The following is a 15342-nucleotide window of genomic DNA, read 5'->3' as shown; positions in this document are numbered from 1 at the left end:
GTCGGCGACGCACGCCTAGAATAAGTGACCTTTAAGTCCCGCAGAATCAACCAGGTGTTAATCGAGGTGCCCACATGAAAATAGTATTGTTTGGTTTGTTTAAACCAACCACCAGGCCTGGTGGTTGGCATCAAAAACAGAATTTTGCTGTTATACAGCCGTTTTAATCTGCTTCGCTATAAAGTTACGTGTGTGAGTAATGGCATTATCACCATTCACATAAACTAGGACGGGTTGGTAGGTTTCGGCTTGTTTTTCATCTAATACGCAGTAGGTCGCAATAATAAGTAAGTCACCTGGATCTGCTTTGTGCGCAGCGGCACCGTTGACCGAAATAATGCCGGTATTTTCTTCGGCACGAATTGCATAGGTGGTAAAACGTTCACCGTTACGAATATTATAAATTTGGATCTGTTCGTACTCACGGATACCGGCAGTATCAAGAAGATGACCGTCAATCGCGCATGAGCCTTCATAGTCCAACTCGGAGTGGGTGGTCGTCACTCGATGAATTTTGGATTTTAGTAGGGTAATTTGCATGCTATTTCTCGTTATCCGTTCGTTAATTCAAGTCTTCCAACCCAGCTTGGGCACACATTATACTCGAAACTATAAAAATAAAAAACGCTTCATTAATTGATAAATTAATGAAGCGTTGGGGTTTTAAGTTTACTTGACTACAGCACGAGCTGTTTTGGTTTCTAACCCGTGTTACGCATCCCTGCGGCAATCGCATTAATGCTATTTAGCAATGGCTTAAGCCATAGATCACGTTCCTCATCGGTTGAGGTTTCGGATTTATAACGCTTAAGTAATACAATTTGGATATGGTTAAGCGGATCCAAATAAGGGTTACGACGTTTCAAAGAAACTGCAATGTTTGGCGTTTCGGCCATTAAGAACGGGTTGCCACTGACGGCTAAAGAACCCGCCACTGTACGCCTATGTTCTTCGGCAATCATGTTGTAGATCTTTTGAGCTTGCACTTGGTCTTGAGCAATTTCACTGTACTCTTGACCGGTTCTTAATTCTGTCTTGAACAGTGCCATTTGAATATTACTTAACAGTGCCCGGAAAAAAGGCCATTGCTCATACATTTGTTTTAGCTGATCTTCGCCGTTGTGTTGCGCCCATTTATTTAAGGCATAACCCGTCCCAAACCAAGCAGGGAAGGTTAGGCGCGCTTGTGCCCAGCCGAAAACCCATGGAATTGCACGAATCGATGACTTCGATAAATTGCCCTTTTTACGGTGAGACGGGCGTGAACCAATGTTCAGTAAACCAATTTCGTTCACTGGAGTGGCTTCATAGAAAAACTTAAAGAAGCCTTCAGTATGGTCGGTGAGCTCACGATAAGCTTGTTCACCGTCTTGTGCCAGCGTGTGCATGATTTCGAGATGCGATTGATTGTCTTGCTCCACGGGTTTCACTAAACAGGTGCTGGCTTTCATTAAGCCGGTCACACCCAGCGACAACTCATAGGTCGCGGTTTCAGAGTTACTGTACTTATAGGATAAAACTTCACCCTGTTCAGTAAACTTGATCGCGCCACGTACCGTGCCGGTGGGCTGGGATAAGATTGCAATGTGGGTTGGGCCGCCTCCACGTCCAATCGTGCCACCTCGGCCGTGGAATAAGCGGCATTCAACATCACATTCGTCCGCCAGTTTCATTATTTTCTGCTGAGCTTGGTATAAGCTCCAAGCTGAAGATAAATTACCGCCATCTTTAGCCGAATCCGAATAACCCAGCATGATTTCTTGTTGGTTGCCTGACGCTTTTAATAACGCATGGTAAGTTGGGTTGTTAAATAAGGCTGAGGTAACCGGCACAATGTGGCTTAAATCTTCAATTGTTTCAAATAGTGGCGAGATGTGAATATCGCAATAAGGTTCGCCTGCGTTGTAACCCGCTAAACCAGCCTGATGAGCTAAAAATAACACTTCCATGACATGGCTGGCATCATGGGTCATAGAGATGACGTAGTTGTTAAAGGCTTTCGGACTAATTTCTTTGCGCATCTCACGTACCACATTAAAGACCTCTAACACTTCACGTGTCATGTCTTTAAGTGCTAAATGCTGAGTGTCGATGATGGTAGCGGAACCAACATGGCTGGCGAGAAGTTGTAAACGTTCGTTTTCCGTTAAGCTGGCGTAGTCCACACCTAAGTGGGATAACAAATCGGTCACCGCATTGGTGTGTACGGTCGACTCTTGACGAATATCCAAACGCATCAGATAAAAGCCAAAGGTTTGCACTAAGCGAATTAAGTCTTTTAAATCGGCGTTAGCGATACTGTGATCCCCGTGACCGCATAACGAATCGTGGATTAGTTGCAAGTCGGCCAAAAACTCATCTTCAGACTGATAAGCGAACCGACCTTTTTCAACGGGCTTGTCGCCATTCAGCTTGGCTTCAATATAATCCAGGTTTTCTTGTAAACGGCCATGCATCAGATATAACAAACGACGATAAGGCTCGTCTTTAAAACGCTCTGAACGTCTATGAAATACCTTTTCAAGTAGGTCGGCATCCACTATGGTGGCTCGATTAATCACTTCTTGATTGATGTCGGCAATATAACGAGAGTGGGTTAGCAAAGAACTCAGCTCAAAAATTCGACGCTGGTATTCGTAAATCACCGCGCGCGATTGAAGATACAGTGCCTGAGAGGTGGTGTTATGAGTAACAAATGGGTTGCCGTCACGGTCACCACCAATCCATGAGCCAAAGGTTAAGAAATTTGGTGTTTCAATATGATCATCTGGATAGTTAAGCTCTAAAGCACGTTCCATATAGCGGTAAACTTGTGGAACTGACTTGAATAAGGATTGGCGGAAATAGTAAATACCGTTACGAATTTCATCGTTTACGGTCGGTTTGCTGCGACGCACTTCGTCGGTTTTCCATAGCACTTGAATTTGGTATTTAAGTTTTTGAACCACTTCTTCTTTTGAAAATGTATTGTTGTAGGTTTCAGCTTCGTTTAAGCCGTCTAAGGTTACAAAAATACGACGCAAGTTTTCCATGACTGCGCGGCGTTTAGATTCGGTCGGGTGGGCGGTAAAGACCGGAATATATTCCAGTTTATTCAATAAAGTGCTGACTTCTTCCGCGCTCATGCCGTCGGCTTTAAACTGGTTGATGGTGTTGAGCATAGAGCCCATCCATAATGGGCCATCGGCTTTTAACTGGCTTTGACGAGCATGGTACTGATGTTCTTCTTCGGCCAGATTGGCTAGGCTGAAATAAATGTTAAACGCACGGATAATGAGAATCAGGTCGTCAGGCGTTTGTTGTTGAATAAACTCACTGAGTTCTGCGCGCAAGGTCGGATCATCTTGTTTGCGAAGCTGAATATACCCCGTACGTAGCTTTTCAACCGCCGCTAACATTTCAGGGCCAATTTGACTTTCAATCACTTCACCGAGCAAGCGGCCAAGCAGCTTGACACGTGCTCTAAGTTGTTTGTCTTGTGGGTCGTTAGTGATGATCTTGGTCATAAAAAAGAAATCTCTATCCGTAAAAAATTTGCGCAATTATAGCAGATTTCATTAAGATCAAGATTGAAAACATAGTCGTGAAATACAAAAGAAGGGTTGTTAGTGTGCATTTGGATTAATGCACACTAAGTATATTTAACCGATAATACGAATCTAGTTCAAGAGTTAGGCTTGGTAGCGTTTAGCGCCGTCTAAAATTTCTTTCCGCGCTGATTCGACGTCTTCCCAGCCATCAATTTTGACCCATTTGCCAGGCTCTAGATCCTTATAGTGTTTAAAGAAATGTTCGATCTGCTCTTTTAATAATGGAATTTGTTCAACCGCTGTGATGTCTTTGTAAATAGGGGTGAGTTTATTAACGGGGACGGCAATCACTTTTGCATCTTCACCACCATCATCACTCATTTTTAATACCCCAATTGGGCGACAACGAATCACCGAGCCTACCATTAGTGGGTGGGGGGTAACCACCAATACATCAACCGGATCACCATCGTTGGCTAGGGTTTGGTTAATGTAACCATAGTTGGCTGGGTAAGACATGGTCGCGCCCTGTAAACGGTCAACCCAGACAAGGTCGGTGTCTTTATCGACTTCATATTTAATGGGTGGGGCGAAGGCTGAAATTTCGATGATAACGTTAATATCATTTGGTAACTCTTGGCCTGCAGTAACGGCAGCATAACCCATGATTATTTCCTTTTGTTAGAGTAAAACAAAACCACCCGCGAACAGCGGGTGGAAGTGGGTTCAGTGTTGGTAAACCTTAGTCTTTTAAGTAGGTCATTGCTTTTTCAACTTCGGTTTTAGAACCGAGCATAACTGGGCAACGCTGGTGAATGTCTTTAGGTTCGACATCCATGATGTGCTCACGACCGGTAGTTGATAAACCTCCGGCTTGTTCAATTAGCATGCTCATTGGGTTACCTTCGTACATTAGACGTAGTTTACCCGGCTTGTTTGGCTCACGGTTGTCCCAAGGGTACATGAAGATGCCACCACGTACCAAAATACGGTGAACTTCGGCTACCATTGAGGCCACCCAGCGCATGTTGTAACGCTTACCTAACGGACCAGTTTCACCCGCTAAACAGTCGTTGATGTAGCTCTTCATGCCATCTTCCCAGAAACGTTGGTTAGACATGTTGATAGCAAACTCGCTAGTCTCAGTTGGGATTTTAACTTGTTCACGGGTAATAACATACTCACCAATGTGGCGATCTAGAGTGAAGAAGTTAACACCTTTACCGGTGGTTAAAACTAACAAGCTAGATGGGCCGTACAATACGTAACCCGCGGCGACTTGTTTGCGACCGTTTTGTAGGTAGATGTTTTGATCATCACCTTGGCGACTGTCATCTGGCGCTTCTAGGATTGAGAAAATCGTACCAACTGATAAGTTAACATCAATGTTTGATGAGCCATCTAGTGGGTCAAATAATACAAGGTATTTGCCATCAGTCGAACCTGCAACGGTATAATCTTCTTCTTCAGAGGCAATCCCTTTAACGCAGTTGTCTTCGATTAAAATCTGCTTTAGAAGGTCGTTTGATACAACGTCTAGCAGTTTTTGAGTTTCGCCCTGTACGTTTTCGGTGACGCTTGAACCAAGAATACCCGCCAAATCACCCTGGCCTAATTTGTGTGAAATCTCTTTACACGCTACCATTGTATGGCGGATTACTTGTTGAAGCTCAGGATTGACGCCGTCGCGTTTAAGAATTTCATGCAGTCTAATCATGGATTGCTCTCTTAGTTAGTTTAAAATCCGGCTAGCTTAACGCTAAGTCAAAAAAAAAACAAGCATTGTTGATGTGACAATGCAATGCTAAATCCAGTAAATATTGTGTATAAAAAAGAACAAAATCAATGAAGTATATAGTTAAATTTTTCCCCGAAATTATGATTAAAGGTGACGCCGTTAAAAAGAAAATGGTGCGTCAATTGCATGAAAACCTGTTGCGTTTATTGAAGCGATTAGATGATGAGATCGTCACAAAAAAATACTGGGATAAGATCGAAGTGTTTGTGCCAGATTCATCACCAGGCCTGGTGGCAGCCGCCCAAGGTGTATTGCTGAATACGCCTGGGGTTGATCAGATTTGGCAGGTAAAACAGTATCCGATAGACACTCTTGAAAGTGTCGTTGAAAAAGTCGTGCCATTTGCTTTGCCTTTAATCAAGGGTAAAACCTTCGTGGTGCGCGCCAAACGTACAGGAGAGCATGATTTTGATTCGATGCAGCTTGAGCGTGAAACCGGTCATGTTTTATGCCAGCAAGGTGAAGCCAAAGGTGTCAGCCTGCATAATCCTGAGGTAAAAATTGAATTTGATGTGTTTGATGGTTTTTTGAATATTATTGAAGCGCGTTATGCCGGTTTAGGTGGTTATCCGCTGGGCAGTCAAAGTGAGGCTTTGTCTTTAATGTCGGGTGGATTTGATTCCACCGTGGCGAGTTATTTGGCGATTAAACGCGGTATTAAAACCCATTTTATATTTTTTAACTTGGGTGGCACCGCGCATGAGTTAGGCGTAAAACAAGTCGCGATTTATTTGTGGAATCGTTATGAGTCGTCGCATCGCATAAAGTTTATCAGTGTGCCGTTTGATGGCGTGGTGGCCGAGTTGTTTAATTCAGTACATGAAAGTTATATGGGTGTGATGTTAAAACGTTTAATGCTACAAGCGGCTGAAAACATCGCGAAAGAACTCGATATCTATGCCTTGATTACAGGGGAAAGTGTGGCGCAAGTTTCTAGCCAGACTTTGAAGAACTTAGCGGTGATTGATGAATCAAGTTCTATGCTGGTGTTGCGACCCTTAGCGATGATGAATAAGCCCGATATTATTTCGATTGCAGAAAAAATTGGTACCAAACATTTCGCGGAAAGTATGCCGGAATATTGCGGCGTGATCTCAAAGAATCCGGTTATTAAAGCCTCATTTCACCGTACCTTATCCGAAGCGGCTAAGTTTGATATGACGGTGTTAGATGAGGCGGTGGCCAATCGTGACATCCAGCCAGTTGATCAATTGGTTGATCAAATTGTGGCGTCCGCGCCTGTGGAAATCTTTTCTGAGTTAGAAGTGGGTGATGTGGTGGTGGATATTCGAGCTGAAAATGAACAGAAGTTAGCCCCAATGGATGGCGCATTAAGTGTGCCTTTCTACGAATTAAACCAAGCGGTTAAAGCTTGGAATAAACAGGCTCGTTATTTGTTGTATTGTCAAAAAGGCGTGATGAGTCAGTTGCATGCCCAATACTTACGTGACCAAGGGGTGAATAATGTATTTGTTTATCGGCCTGCTAGCTAAGTCGAAATGGGGCTAGTGAAAAATGCCTCGAGCCAGGCGCTTTTCTAACTCTAAACGTTGCGCGGATTCTAGTGCAACGCGGTGTTTCTGAATGCTAATCACATAATTGACCGTCTCTTGACCAATTCGCGTGCGCGCCAATTGTTCAACATTATAAAACCATTTGTAGGGATCCAGTCCTTGGCGTTCGGCTAAGCGTTGTAGCTGACGCACACGTGTAGGCCCAGCATTATAGGCGGCAAGTGTAAAGTTTAAGCTTTCGGCCTCCGTGTAATCGGGTGTACTGAAGTAGTGCTCTTTAAGGTGTGCGAGGTACCTTACTCCGGCATGAATATTGTGTTCTATGTCCGTAATGTCCGTAATGTTGACGTCTTTTGAACGAGCAGTGCTGGGTCGAACTTGCATAATGCCGACCGCACCTTTGTTACTTATGGTGTCTTGTTGGAAGCGAGACTCTTGGTAAGCGGTGGCGGCAATCAGTAACCAATCGATATCATAAAAGCTACCATAAAGCTGGAAGTAAGGTTTTAAAAAATCCACCTGGCGAAGAATATCTTGTGATAGAGGGCGCTGTTTGATGCCTGTGCCCAGCTCAAAATACTTGGTATAGAGTACATTGCTTAAAAAACGACCCGGTTTTGCATAGCGATGGATGTATTGATTAAGTGATTCTTTAAGTTTGGGGTTGTCTTTTCGCACCGCCCAAGCAACTTGACCGTTGTGATAGAGGATAAAATCATCGTGGACTTGTATATTGCTGAACACCGATGCCCAGGCTTGGGCAATGTGGTTATCCACTACAGTAAAGTCATAGATTTCAGCATTCACCATTTCAAGTAGATCTTCAGCATCCAAAATAGGCGCCGCTTTGACGACTTCAATCGTGGAAAGTCCGGCCTGGCCGAGTGCTTGGTTGGCCATTTCTAAGTTTACGATATAGCTGCTGTCTGCTACGACGATGACGCGTTGACCGGACAAATCCTCTAAGCGTTCAACGGTTGGTGAGCGTGGGTGGGATACCAGTACTTCTGTGACGTTTCTTATATAGGGGACACTAAAATCGACGCGTGCTTGGCGGCCTGGGGTGATAGTCAAGCCCGATGCGATTAAGTCGCCGCGCCCACTGAGTAAGTGATCCATAAGCTCGTTAAAGGGCACAACAATAAACACAATGTGGGTTTGGTAGCGTTCTTTGAGTGGGCCGCGATTGAGATAATTTTCGTAAGATTTTAAGAGCTCATACTCTATGCCCTGTGTACCGGCATCTGACATGAAGTAGTTGGTTCGGTTGTAACTTACCAGCACTCGAATGATGCGGCGTTCGCGCATGGCTTTAAGGTCGCCAAAAAAGGGTTCGTTGACTCTATAGTAGAAGGACGTATCGGTTTCGATAGGCAGAATCTGCACTTGTGCGGTAGTAGGGCTAAAAAGCCCAGCGATGATCACTAGTATGGATAACGTAATCTGCAGCAAGAGGGTACCTGGCGTTTGTGAGCGTTAGCCCTAATTCTAGTAAGAGTCGTTGTAATTTACCAGTAATTCTTTGGCAAAAGCCGAATTGCAAAACTGAGTCGGTGCTTATGTTTATATAAAACAGTAGGTTAGGTGTGGGTTTTTTGTGATCTCATTTAGGTCTTTATGGGCTATTTACGGGCCGGATTTAACCCAGGTTGGATGGTGGGTTTAATTAAAATCATCATAAATCATAGGTTTGGCTTGCAATAAGGTTGCAGGTGTTTGCTCGGAGTCTGCTATAATTCCAACTGTTTTTATTTGGGTTTTAAGAAAAAGCCTCAAACAACTTCTGCGAGTAACCCTTGCACACGCATTTAACCAGGCCTGGTAATGGGAAATAATTTTACCGGGCCGCAAAATTTAAGATGGTATCGAGTGACTAAAGAAAATATTGCATCCGTTGATGACCCTTTTGCGCAGCGCGAAGCTGAAAAGTACGAAAATCCTATTCCAAGCAGAGAGTTTCTGCTTGAGCACCTCGAGCAAGTCAATAAGCCGATGCGCTTGGAGCAGCTGGCCGAAAATCTTGATATCTTTCCTGAAGATGAAGAACGTTTTGAGGCCTTGTCGCGCCGCTTAAAGGCGATGTTACGTGATGGACAACTCATAAAAAATCGTCGCGGTGCGTTTGGTTTGATTCAAAAAATGGATCTGATTAAAGGTAAAGTTATTGGGCATCCAGATGGATTTGGCTTTTTAAGCACCGACACTTTAGACGATGACCTGTTTTTATCGGCCCAAGAGATGCACAAAGTGTTGCACGGTGATGAGGTGATTGTCTCGGTTATTGGTGAAGATCGTCGTGGCCGTAAAGAAGCCACGATTGTCGAAGTCACACATCACAATTCAACCCAACTTGTGGGTCGTGTACACATAGAAGAAAATATGGCTTGGGTTCATCCCAATAACAACCGTATTACGCAAGATGTGTTTGTACCGGCTGATGGCTTAATGGGCGCAGTGGAGGGGCAGATCGTTTTGGTTGATATTTTGATGCAGCCCTCTAGACGACATGGTCCGATTGGTAAAGTTGTAGAGGTTATGGGCGACTATATGGCGCCCGGTATGGAAATTGACACGGCGATTCATGCGTTTGGTATTCCGAACGAATGGCCGGAAAGCTTATTGGCCGAATTAGATCAAATTCCAAACGACGTCACCGAAGCCGACATGGAAGGGCGTAAAGATTTACGTCATTTGCCTTTAATGACGATTGATGGCGCCGACTCTAAAGACTTTGATGATGCGGTATTTGCTAAACGTCGCAAAAATGGCTGGCGTTTGGTGGTGGCGATTGCGGATGTATCGCATTATGTCAAACCAGGTAGCGAGTTGGATAAGGAAGCTTATAAACGTGGGAATTCAGTCTATTTCCCACAACGTGTTATTCCAATGTTGCCTGAGAAGTTGTCAAATGAACTCTGTTCGTTAAATCCACAAGTTGACCGCTTGTGTATGGTTTGTGATATGAATATTTCGGACGATGGTCAACTTGAACGTAGTCAATTTTATCAAGCCGTAATGAACTCCAAAGCGCGTTTGACCTATAACCAAGTGCACGATATTTTGACGAACGAGCAAAGTGAGCATAAGCAAAGCTTTGCACCGATGGTTGAACATATTGAATCTTTAAACGAGTTATACAAAATTCTATTAAAATCGCGTGCCGAACGCGGTGCATTAGAGTTCGATACAGTTGAAACCCAAATGATTTTCGATGAAGATCTTAAGATCGACAAAATCATTCCGGTGGTGCGTAACGAGGCCCATAAGCTGATTGAAGAATGTATGTTAATGGCAAACGTGGCCACCGCACGTTTCCTAAAATGGCATAAGTTACCGATTCTTTATCGTGTGCATGAAAAGCCAAAAGAAGAAAAGCTTAAAAAGCTAAAAGGCTTTTTAGCTGATTTTGGTTTGCAGTTGGGGGGTGGTGATGAACCAACCGCGCAAGACTATGATGCCGTTATGAGTCAGGTTGAGGGTAAATCTTATTCTCACCTAGTTAAGACCGTAATGTTGAGAAGTATGAATCAAGCCGTGTATCAGCCTGAAAATAAGGGGCATTTTGGTTTAAACTATGACCATTACGCACACTTTACTTCACCGATTCGTCGCTATCCGGACTTGTTAATTCACCGTGCGATTCGTCACGCTTGGTTGAAACAAGGAACCGAAGGTTTTGCTTATACTGAAAACCAGATGGAAGTCTTTGGTCGCCATTGTTCCGATAGCGAACGTCGTGCTGATGAAGCTACGCGTGATGCCATTACCTTCTTAAAATGCGAATTCCTATCACATCGTTTGGGTGAGCAATATCAAGCTGTGATTTCTTCTGTAACCAGTTTTGGTATGTTTGTTGAGCTGGACAATTTGTATATCGAAGGCTTGGTGCACATTACCGAGTTGGGTGAAGACTACTTCCATTTCGATCCAGTACGGCATTGTCTAAAAGGTGAACGTACCGGTTTGGTTTATCGTTTAGGGGATCGCGTTGAAGTACAAGTTGCGCAAGTCGTGCTGGATACCCGCAAAATTGATCTGCGTTTAATCCGCCACTTAAACCCCAATCCTGTTTTAGATGGTGAAACAGATGGCAAGATTGAAGCGAATGACGATCTGCCTCAGACTGAAACGGATGAAGACGGTGAAGCAAAGCCAAAGAAAAAGCGTCGCTCGCGTAATTTTCGCAAGAAACGTAAGCCGAGAGCCCCTAAGGCCGAATCATGAGTGTTGACACACTTTATGGTGTGCATGCGATAGAACGTTTGTTAAAGCAATCGCCGCATTTAATTTATCAGTTAATTTTGATAGAGGGTCGATTGAACCCGCGTCAGCAAAATTTACTAAGTCAGGCGCAAGCTTTAGGAGTGCAGACTCGCTTTGAGGCAAAGTCGTTTTTTGCTAAAATGCAGGCCGTGCACCAAGGCGTGATGGCTGAAGTGGCCCCGCAAGCCGAGTTTTCCGAATCTGACTTGTTGGAGTTGGTTGAGCAGTCGCCCAATTGTTTGATTTTGTTTTTAGATGAAGTGCAAGATCCTCATAATCTAGGGGCCATTTTGCGAACGGCCGATGCCACCGGAGTGGATGCGGTCGTGATTCCTAAAAACAACTCGGTTGGTTTGAATGCCACCGTCCGAAAGGTCGCGAGTGGTGCGGCTGAGACGGTTAGATTAGTCGCAGTAACTAATTTAAGCCGTACTATCCAGAGTCTGCAACAAGCCGGTTTGTGGGTAGTGGGCTTAGCGGGTGAAACCGATAAGACTTTGTATCAAACCCAGTTCTCAGGTCGATTAGGTTTGGTTATGGGGGCGGAAGGCTCGGGCTTACGTCAGTTAACACGCCAAAACTGTGACGAGTTAATTGCGATTCCGATGCTTGGACAGGTAGAAAGCTTAAATGTATCGGTGGCGGCTGCCGTCACTTTGTACGAGATTCAGCGTCAAAAACAAGCGGTTTAAAGCACCACCAGGCCTGGTGGTGCTTTAAACCGTAAGGCTATTCAGCTAAATAAATGCCGCCGGTATCGGAATCAATTTCGATATCGACCGGTTTTAATTCATCTCGCCAGCAAGGCCCCTCAATACAAACGCCATCATCGATTCGAAAATAAGCATCATGTACGGAACACTTCATCGTCATCTCGAACGGATTAATGTCAATTTTATAAGCTTCATCTAACGGCACATCTTGGTGTGGACAGTTGTTTTCGTAGGCTTTGATTTGATCATCATATTTAATTAATACCACTTTATGCGATCGACCTGGCGCAGGCACTACGGTGGCTTTAGAGCTGCTGATGTGTTTTATATTCGCGATAGGTTTACGACTCGCGAGAGGTTGTAGTAAATTATCCAAGCCAAACTGTTGGCATTTTCGAGCCGCTAATAAACTGGCCTGATGCACGGCTTGTTTTAAGTTGGCGCCAGCTAATAAGTGGTGAATGATGGCCGCGTTAAACGTATCGCCTGCGCCTAGGGTGTCGACTAGCTGTTTAATCGGCTGTGCAGGCTCATGGTGTAGTTCGCCACTGGCCGATAGACACCAGGCTCCTCTGTCACCCCAGGTACAGACCAAGTTGGCCTGCGGCGCGGCTTTGTGGGCCTCTTTTAGTAGGCTCTCTGCATCTTGATAACCTTTTTGTTTGGCATAGTGATGTGAAAACAATAACAGGTTAGCTGAGCTAAATAACGCTTCAATACCATCGCGAGCTTTTTCAATCTCAAGTGAAATGGGTTGGCGATCTAAAAAAGTTTTAGCAATATTTAACATGCCTGGTAGCGCGTCCATATTACGGCCTTCAAAGTGCAGCCAGTCGTAAGCTTCAACTTCGATTTTGGCAAAATGTTCGAAACCCAATTCGGGCAGGTCACGATAATGAGTAATGCTTCGAGACCCTGTGTGCTTAGAGACAAATATGTAGGACGTAGGCGTAGCCCCTTTAATAAAGCGCTGAATATGTTCGGTCGAAATACCCTGGTCCTGAATTGCTTTTTTGAGATGCTTGGCTTGTTCATCGGTTGCTAGTGTGCTGGCAATCGCCGACTCATGACCCAGTTGTGATAAAACATACAAGGTATTCGCTGTGTTGCCGCCAAACCGAAATTGGCGAGATTGTGCGCGTACTTCGTCATCTTCTTTCGGGTAATGGTCTAAAGTTAAGATGGTGTCTAGTACGAGATTGCCAACGCCAAGAATTTTTGCCATGTCTGTTTTCCGTAATCAAAAAGTTCAAATCAATCAAGACCGAAGGGAATTTATGCCTCGGCTTAAATGGGCTGAATTTTAGCATAATTATGGCTTAACTTGGTTGGACTTAAACCAATATCACTCACGCTGTCAAGCCTTGAGTAAAGTGGCTGATAGGCCTTGATGAAATTAGCACTTGTAATTGTTTATAACTAGATAAGTTTTTGTAATTAAAGGGTTAAGTATGGATTTAAAGCTATTTTTCTAGGCTGTGTTTTATTCACAAATTGTGTGGATAACTTTGTGGATTATAAGCTTGGCTGTCGACTAAGTGCTTTAAATCTGCGAGAAAATGTTAGATTGATTAAAAACTAGTCAAAACTTATAACCACTAATTAAAAAAGGTTAATGGTATGGAAATAAAATATTTATAGGTAAATAAAATTAGCGAGGGGTAGGTGGGCGTGACAGGCATCTTAAAAGCCGTTAGAATCAGTACAAAATGACTAATAAAACATATACAGAGATTTATATCCTGGGAGCGAAAGTGGGCGAACTAAAAAATGCATTTAATATTGGATGCCCAAACTGTGGTCTTCAGAAGATTTGCTTTCCTACTGGATTAATGAGAGCCGATATAACTCGTTTGGACTCCATAGTCGAGCGTAAAACCCCATTACAAAAAGGGGATCATTTATATCGATTTGGTGAAATTTTTGATTCGGTGTTTGCCATTAAAGCCGGCGTGGTTAAGGTTTACACACTCACTAATCAAGGTGATGAGCAAATTTTAGGGTTTTACTTGCCCGGTGATGTAATTGGCCTGGATGCACTCAGTACAAAACAATATCAGTGTAATGCCGTGGCGTTAGACACGACTTCGGTTTGCGCGATCCCGTTTGACCAGTTGGAAACCTTGTCGATGCAAATTCCTGCGTTAAACCATCAATTGTTTTGTTTAATGAGTAAGGGCGTTAATGATGGTCGGGTACATTCTGAAATCTTATCCAAGCGTAACGCCGACCAGCGTGTGGCGCATTTTATTTGGAGTTTATCGCAGCGTTTTATGAATAGAGGATATTTACATACCGAGTTCCGCTTTAATGTTTTGCAGCGCGATGTGGCTATGTACTTGGGATTGACACCTGAGACGGTTTCGCGGATTTTAGCCAGGCTGGCTAAGGATAAAGTGGTTTACTGGAAGCGTAAGGAAATACAAATTTCCGACCTGGATAAATTGCGAGATATGGCGGGTGAAAAGGTGCATACTCGGGAAGTAGAAAATAATCTTAATGTTAAATTGGGTTAATCGAGGTGCCCATGCCTTTAACTTGAAAATTGACGCGAATCAATTACTAATTTAGGCGGCTATGGTTTAATAAAACTGTGATGGAAGTCGAGCGATCGATTCCTTTGAATGTTAGCCCGCTTAACCCGACTCTTGAGTTGGGTTTTTTTATGCCTAAAATTTAGTAAAGTCGATTTTTTGACAAAAAAGTTGAGTTTATTTAAAAATAAAACAGACTTTTTGTCTTTATTGGGTGTTATTAAAGTGTGTGAAATGCTAGTATTTTGTTATAATTTAAGGCAATTAGAAACTTTTTAATTAAAAACCCACGGAGAAATATATGTCATTAGAACGTTTAAAGCAGTTATTTATGGTAGGGGCGCTTGGCGTGGCATTGGTTGGTTGTAGTTCAACACCAACTGACGAAAGTGCGGGCGTATCAACATCTGACTCTGTTAGCCAAACTAGTACCGGCGCAGGTGAGACAGCCAGCTTGGCCGGTCAAGCAGAAGATCAGGCGGCTGTGAACGAAAAAGCACAACAAATTGCAGACGCTTTTGCCGCGTTACACGGTAAGCGTGTGCACTTCGATTTTGATCGTTCTGAAGTTAAGTCAGAGTTTCATGATGTGATTAAGTTGCATGCAGATTATTTATCTATCAATCCTGACGCAAAGTTAACGGTTGAAGGTCATTGTGATGAGCGTGGTTCGCGTGAATACAACCTTGCACTTGGTGAACGCCGTGCGAATGCGATCAAAAATGCATTAATTGCTGAGGGTGTTGAACCTGCGCGTATTGATGTAATCAGTTTTGGTGAAGACCGTCCATTGGTTGAAGCCAGCAACACTGAAGCTTGGGCTCAGAACCGTCGTGGTGAATTTGTTTACTAATCTTTAGTAAGCCTTTCATTTAGAAAGCCCTCCCAGCTATGCGGGAGGGCTTTTTTGTTTGTGGCGTTGTAAAATATACAAATGGGCACCTCGATTAACCCCTGGTTGATTCTGCGGGACTTAAAGGTCACTTATTC

Annotated in this window: 11 protein-coding genes; 5 read left to right on the top strand and 6 right to left on the bottom strand. The window is 43.7% G+C overall.

Annotated features, from left to right (window positions below; all coding sequences use genetic code 11):
- Nucleotides 1-150 precede the first annotated feature (150 nt).
- The 4 genes from panD to IBX48_RS08305 form a co-directional block, all read right to left on the bottom strand.
- A complete protein-coding gene (panD, locus tag IBX48_RS08320) occupies nucleotides 151-540 on the bottom strand; it encodes an aspartate 1-decarboxylase (protein ID WP_296833106.1) in 390 nt (129 codons plus the stop codon).
- 161 nt (nucleotides 541-701) lie between these two features.
- Nucleotides 702-3506: a phosphoenolpyruvate carboxylase gene (ppc, locus tag IBX48_RS08315; RefSeq protein WP_296833104.1), complete on the bottom strand. Its 2805-nt coding sequence runs from the start codon at nucleotides 3504-3506 to the stop codon at nucleotides 702-704.
- A 165-nt stretch (nucleotides 3507-3671) separates the two neighbouring features.
- On the bottom strand, nucleotides 3672-4196 hold the full coding sequence (gene ppa, locus IBX48_RS08310; protein ID WP_296833102.1) for an inorganic diphosphatase: 525 nt from the start codon (nucleotides 4194-4196) through the stop codon (nucleotides 3672-3674).
- Between the two features lie 76 nt (nucleotides 4197-4272).
- The gene (locus IBX48_RS08305) at nucleotides 4273-5247 is read right to left on the bottom strand and encodes a class 1 fructose-bisphosphatase (protein ID WP_296833100.1); all 975 of its coding nucleotides are present in this window, start codon (nucleotides 5245-5247) and stop codon (nucleotides 4273-4275) included.
- A gap of 128 nt (nucleotides 5248-5375) precedes the next feature.
- On the opposite strand from IBX48_RS08305, the gene thiI reads away from it, so the two are divergent.
- The gene (gene thiI / locus IBX48_RS08300) at nucleotides 5376-6821 is read left to right on the top strand and encodes a tRNA uracil 4-sulfurtransferase ThiI (RefSeq protein ID WP_296833098.1); all 1446 of its coding nucleotides are present in this window, start codon (nucleotides 5376-5378) and stop codon (nucleotides 6819-6821) included.
- Between the two features lie 12 nt (nucleotides 6822-6833).
- Here the strand turns inward: thiI and IBX48_RS08295 are convergent, their stop codons facing one another.
- Nucleotides 6834-8294 (bottom strand): transporter substrate-binding domain-containing protein, encoded by a 1461-nt coding sequence (locus tag IBX48_RS08295; RefSeq protein WP_296833096.1) that lies wholly within the window; start codon nucleotides 8292-8294, stop codon nucleotides 6834-6836.
- Between the two features lie 372 nt (nucleotides 8295-8666).
- Between IBX48_RS08295 and rnr the strand changes: the two genes are divergently transcribed.
- Together rnr and rlmB are read left to right on the top strand one after the other, a co-directional pair.
- Nucleotides 8667-11066 carry a ribonuclease R gene (gene rnr / locus IBX48_RS08290; protein WP_296833094.1) on the top strand — a complete coding sequence of 800 codons (2400 nt, stop codon included), beginning with the start codon at nucleotides 8667-8669 and terminating at the stop codon, nucleotides 11064-11066.
- Nucleotides 11063-11797: a 23S rRNA (guanosine(2251)-2'-O)-methyltransferase RlmB gene (gene rlmB / locus IBX48_RS08285; protein WP_296833091.1), complete on the top strand. Its 735-nt coding sequence runs from the start codon at nucleotides 11063-11065 to the stop codon at nucleotides 11795-11797. The genes rnr and rlmB overlap by 4 nt, the downstream gene beginning before the upstream one ends.
- Nucleotides 11798-11834: 37 nt before the next feature.
- On the opposite strand, the gene IBX48_RS08280 is transcribed toward rlmB, so the two are convergent.
- A complete protein-coding gene (locus IBX48_RS08280; protein WP_296833089.1) occupies nucleotides 11835-13043 on the bottom strand; it encodes a PfkB family carbohydrate kinase in 1209 nt (402 codons plus the stop codon).
- Between the two features lie 484 nt (nucleotides 13044-13527).
- Between IBX48_RS08280 and fnr the strand changes: the two genes are divergently transcribed.
- On the top strand, nucleotides 13528-14334 hold the full coding sequence (gene fnr / locus IBX48_RS08275; RefSeq protein WP_296833087.1) for a fumarate/nitrate reduction transcriptional regulator Fnr: 807 nt from the start codon (nucleotides 13528-13530) through the stop codon (nucleotides 14332-14334).
- Nucleotides 14335-14653: 319 nt separating this feature from the next.
- Nucleotides 14654-15205 (top strand): peptidoglycan-associated lipoprotein Pal, encoded by a 552-nt coding sequence (gene pal / locus IBX48_RS08270; RefSeq protein ID WP_296833085.1) that lies wholly within the window; start codon nucleotides 14654-14656, stop codon nucleotides 15203-15205.
- The last annotated feature ends 137 nt before the right edge of the window (nucleotides 15206-15342 follow it).

Origin of the sequence: Thiomicrospira sp., from assembly GCF_014859555.1 — a bacterium.
GTDB lineage: Bacteria > Pseudomonadota > Gammaproteobacteria > Thiomicrospirales > Thiomicrospiraceae > Thiomicrospira.
Note: the sequence above shows the minus strand (reverse complement) of the source record. Positions and strands in the feature narration are given on the sequence as shown.

Coding starts and splice junctions, on each gene's coding strand:
- pal (WP_296833085.1), top strand. CDS start 14,654: ATGTCATTAGAACGTTTAAAGCAGTTATTTATGGTAGGGGCGCTTGGC.
- IBX48_RS08305 (WP_296833100.1), bottom strand. CDS start 5,247: ATGATTAGACTGCATGAAATTCTTAAACGCGACGGCGTCAATCCTGAG.
- ppc (WP_296833104.1), bottom strand. CDS start 3,506: ATGACCAAGATCATCACTAACGACCCACAAGACAAACAACTTAGAGCA.
- thiI (WP_296833098.1), top strand. CDS start 5,376: ATGAAGTATATAGTTAAATTTTTCCCCGAAATTATGATTAAAGGTGAC.
- IBX48_RS08280 (WP_296833089.1), bottom strand. CDS start 13,043: ATGGCAAAAATTCTTGGCGTTGGCAATCTCGTACTAGACACCATCTTA.
- panD (WP_296833106.1), bottom strand. CDS start 540: ATGCAAATTACCCTACTAAAATCCAAAATTCATCGAGTGACGACCACC.
- rnr (WP_296833094.1), top strand. CDS start 8,667: ATGGGAAATAATTTTACCGGGCCGCAAAATTTAAGATGGTATCGAGTG.
- fnr (WP_296833087.1), top strand. CDS start 13,528: ATGACTAATAAAACATATACAGAGATTTATATCCTGGGAGCGAAAGTG.
- rlmB (WP_296833091.1), top strand. CDS start 11,063: ATGAGTGTTGACACACTTTATGGTGTGCATGCGATAGAACGTTTGTTA.
- ppa (WP_296833102.1), bottom strand. CDS start 4,196: ATGGGTTATGCTGCCGTTACTGCAGGCCAAGAGTTACCAAATGATATT.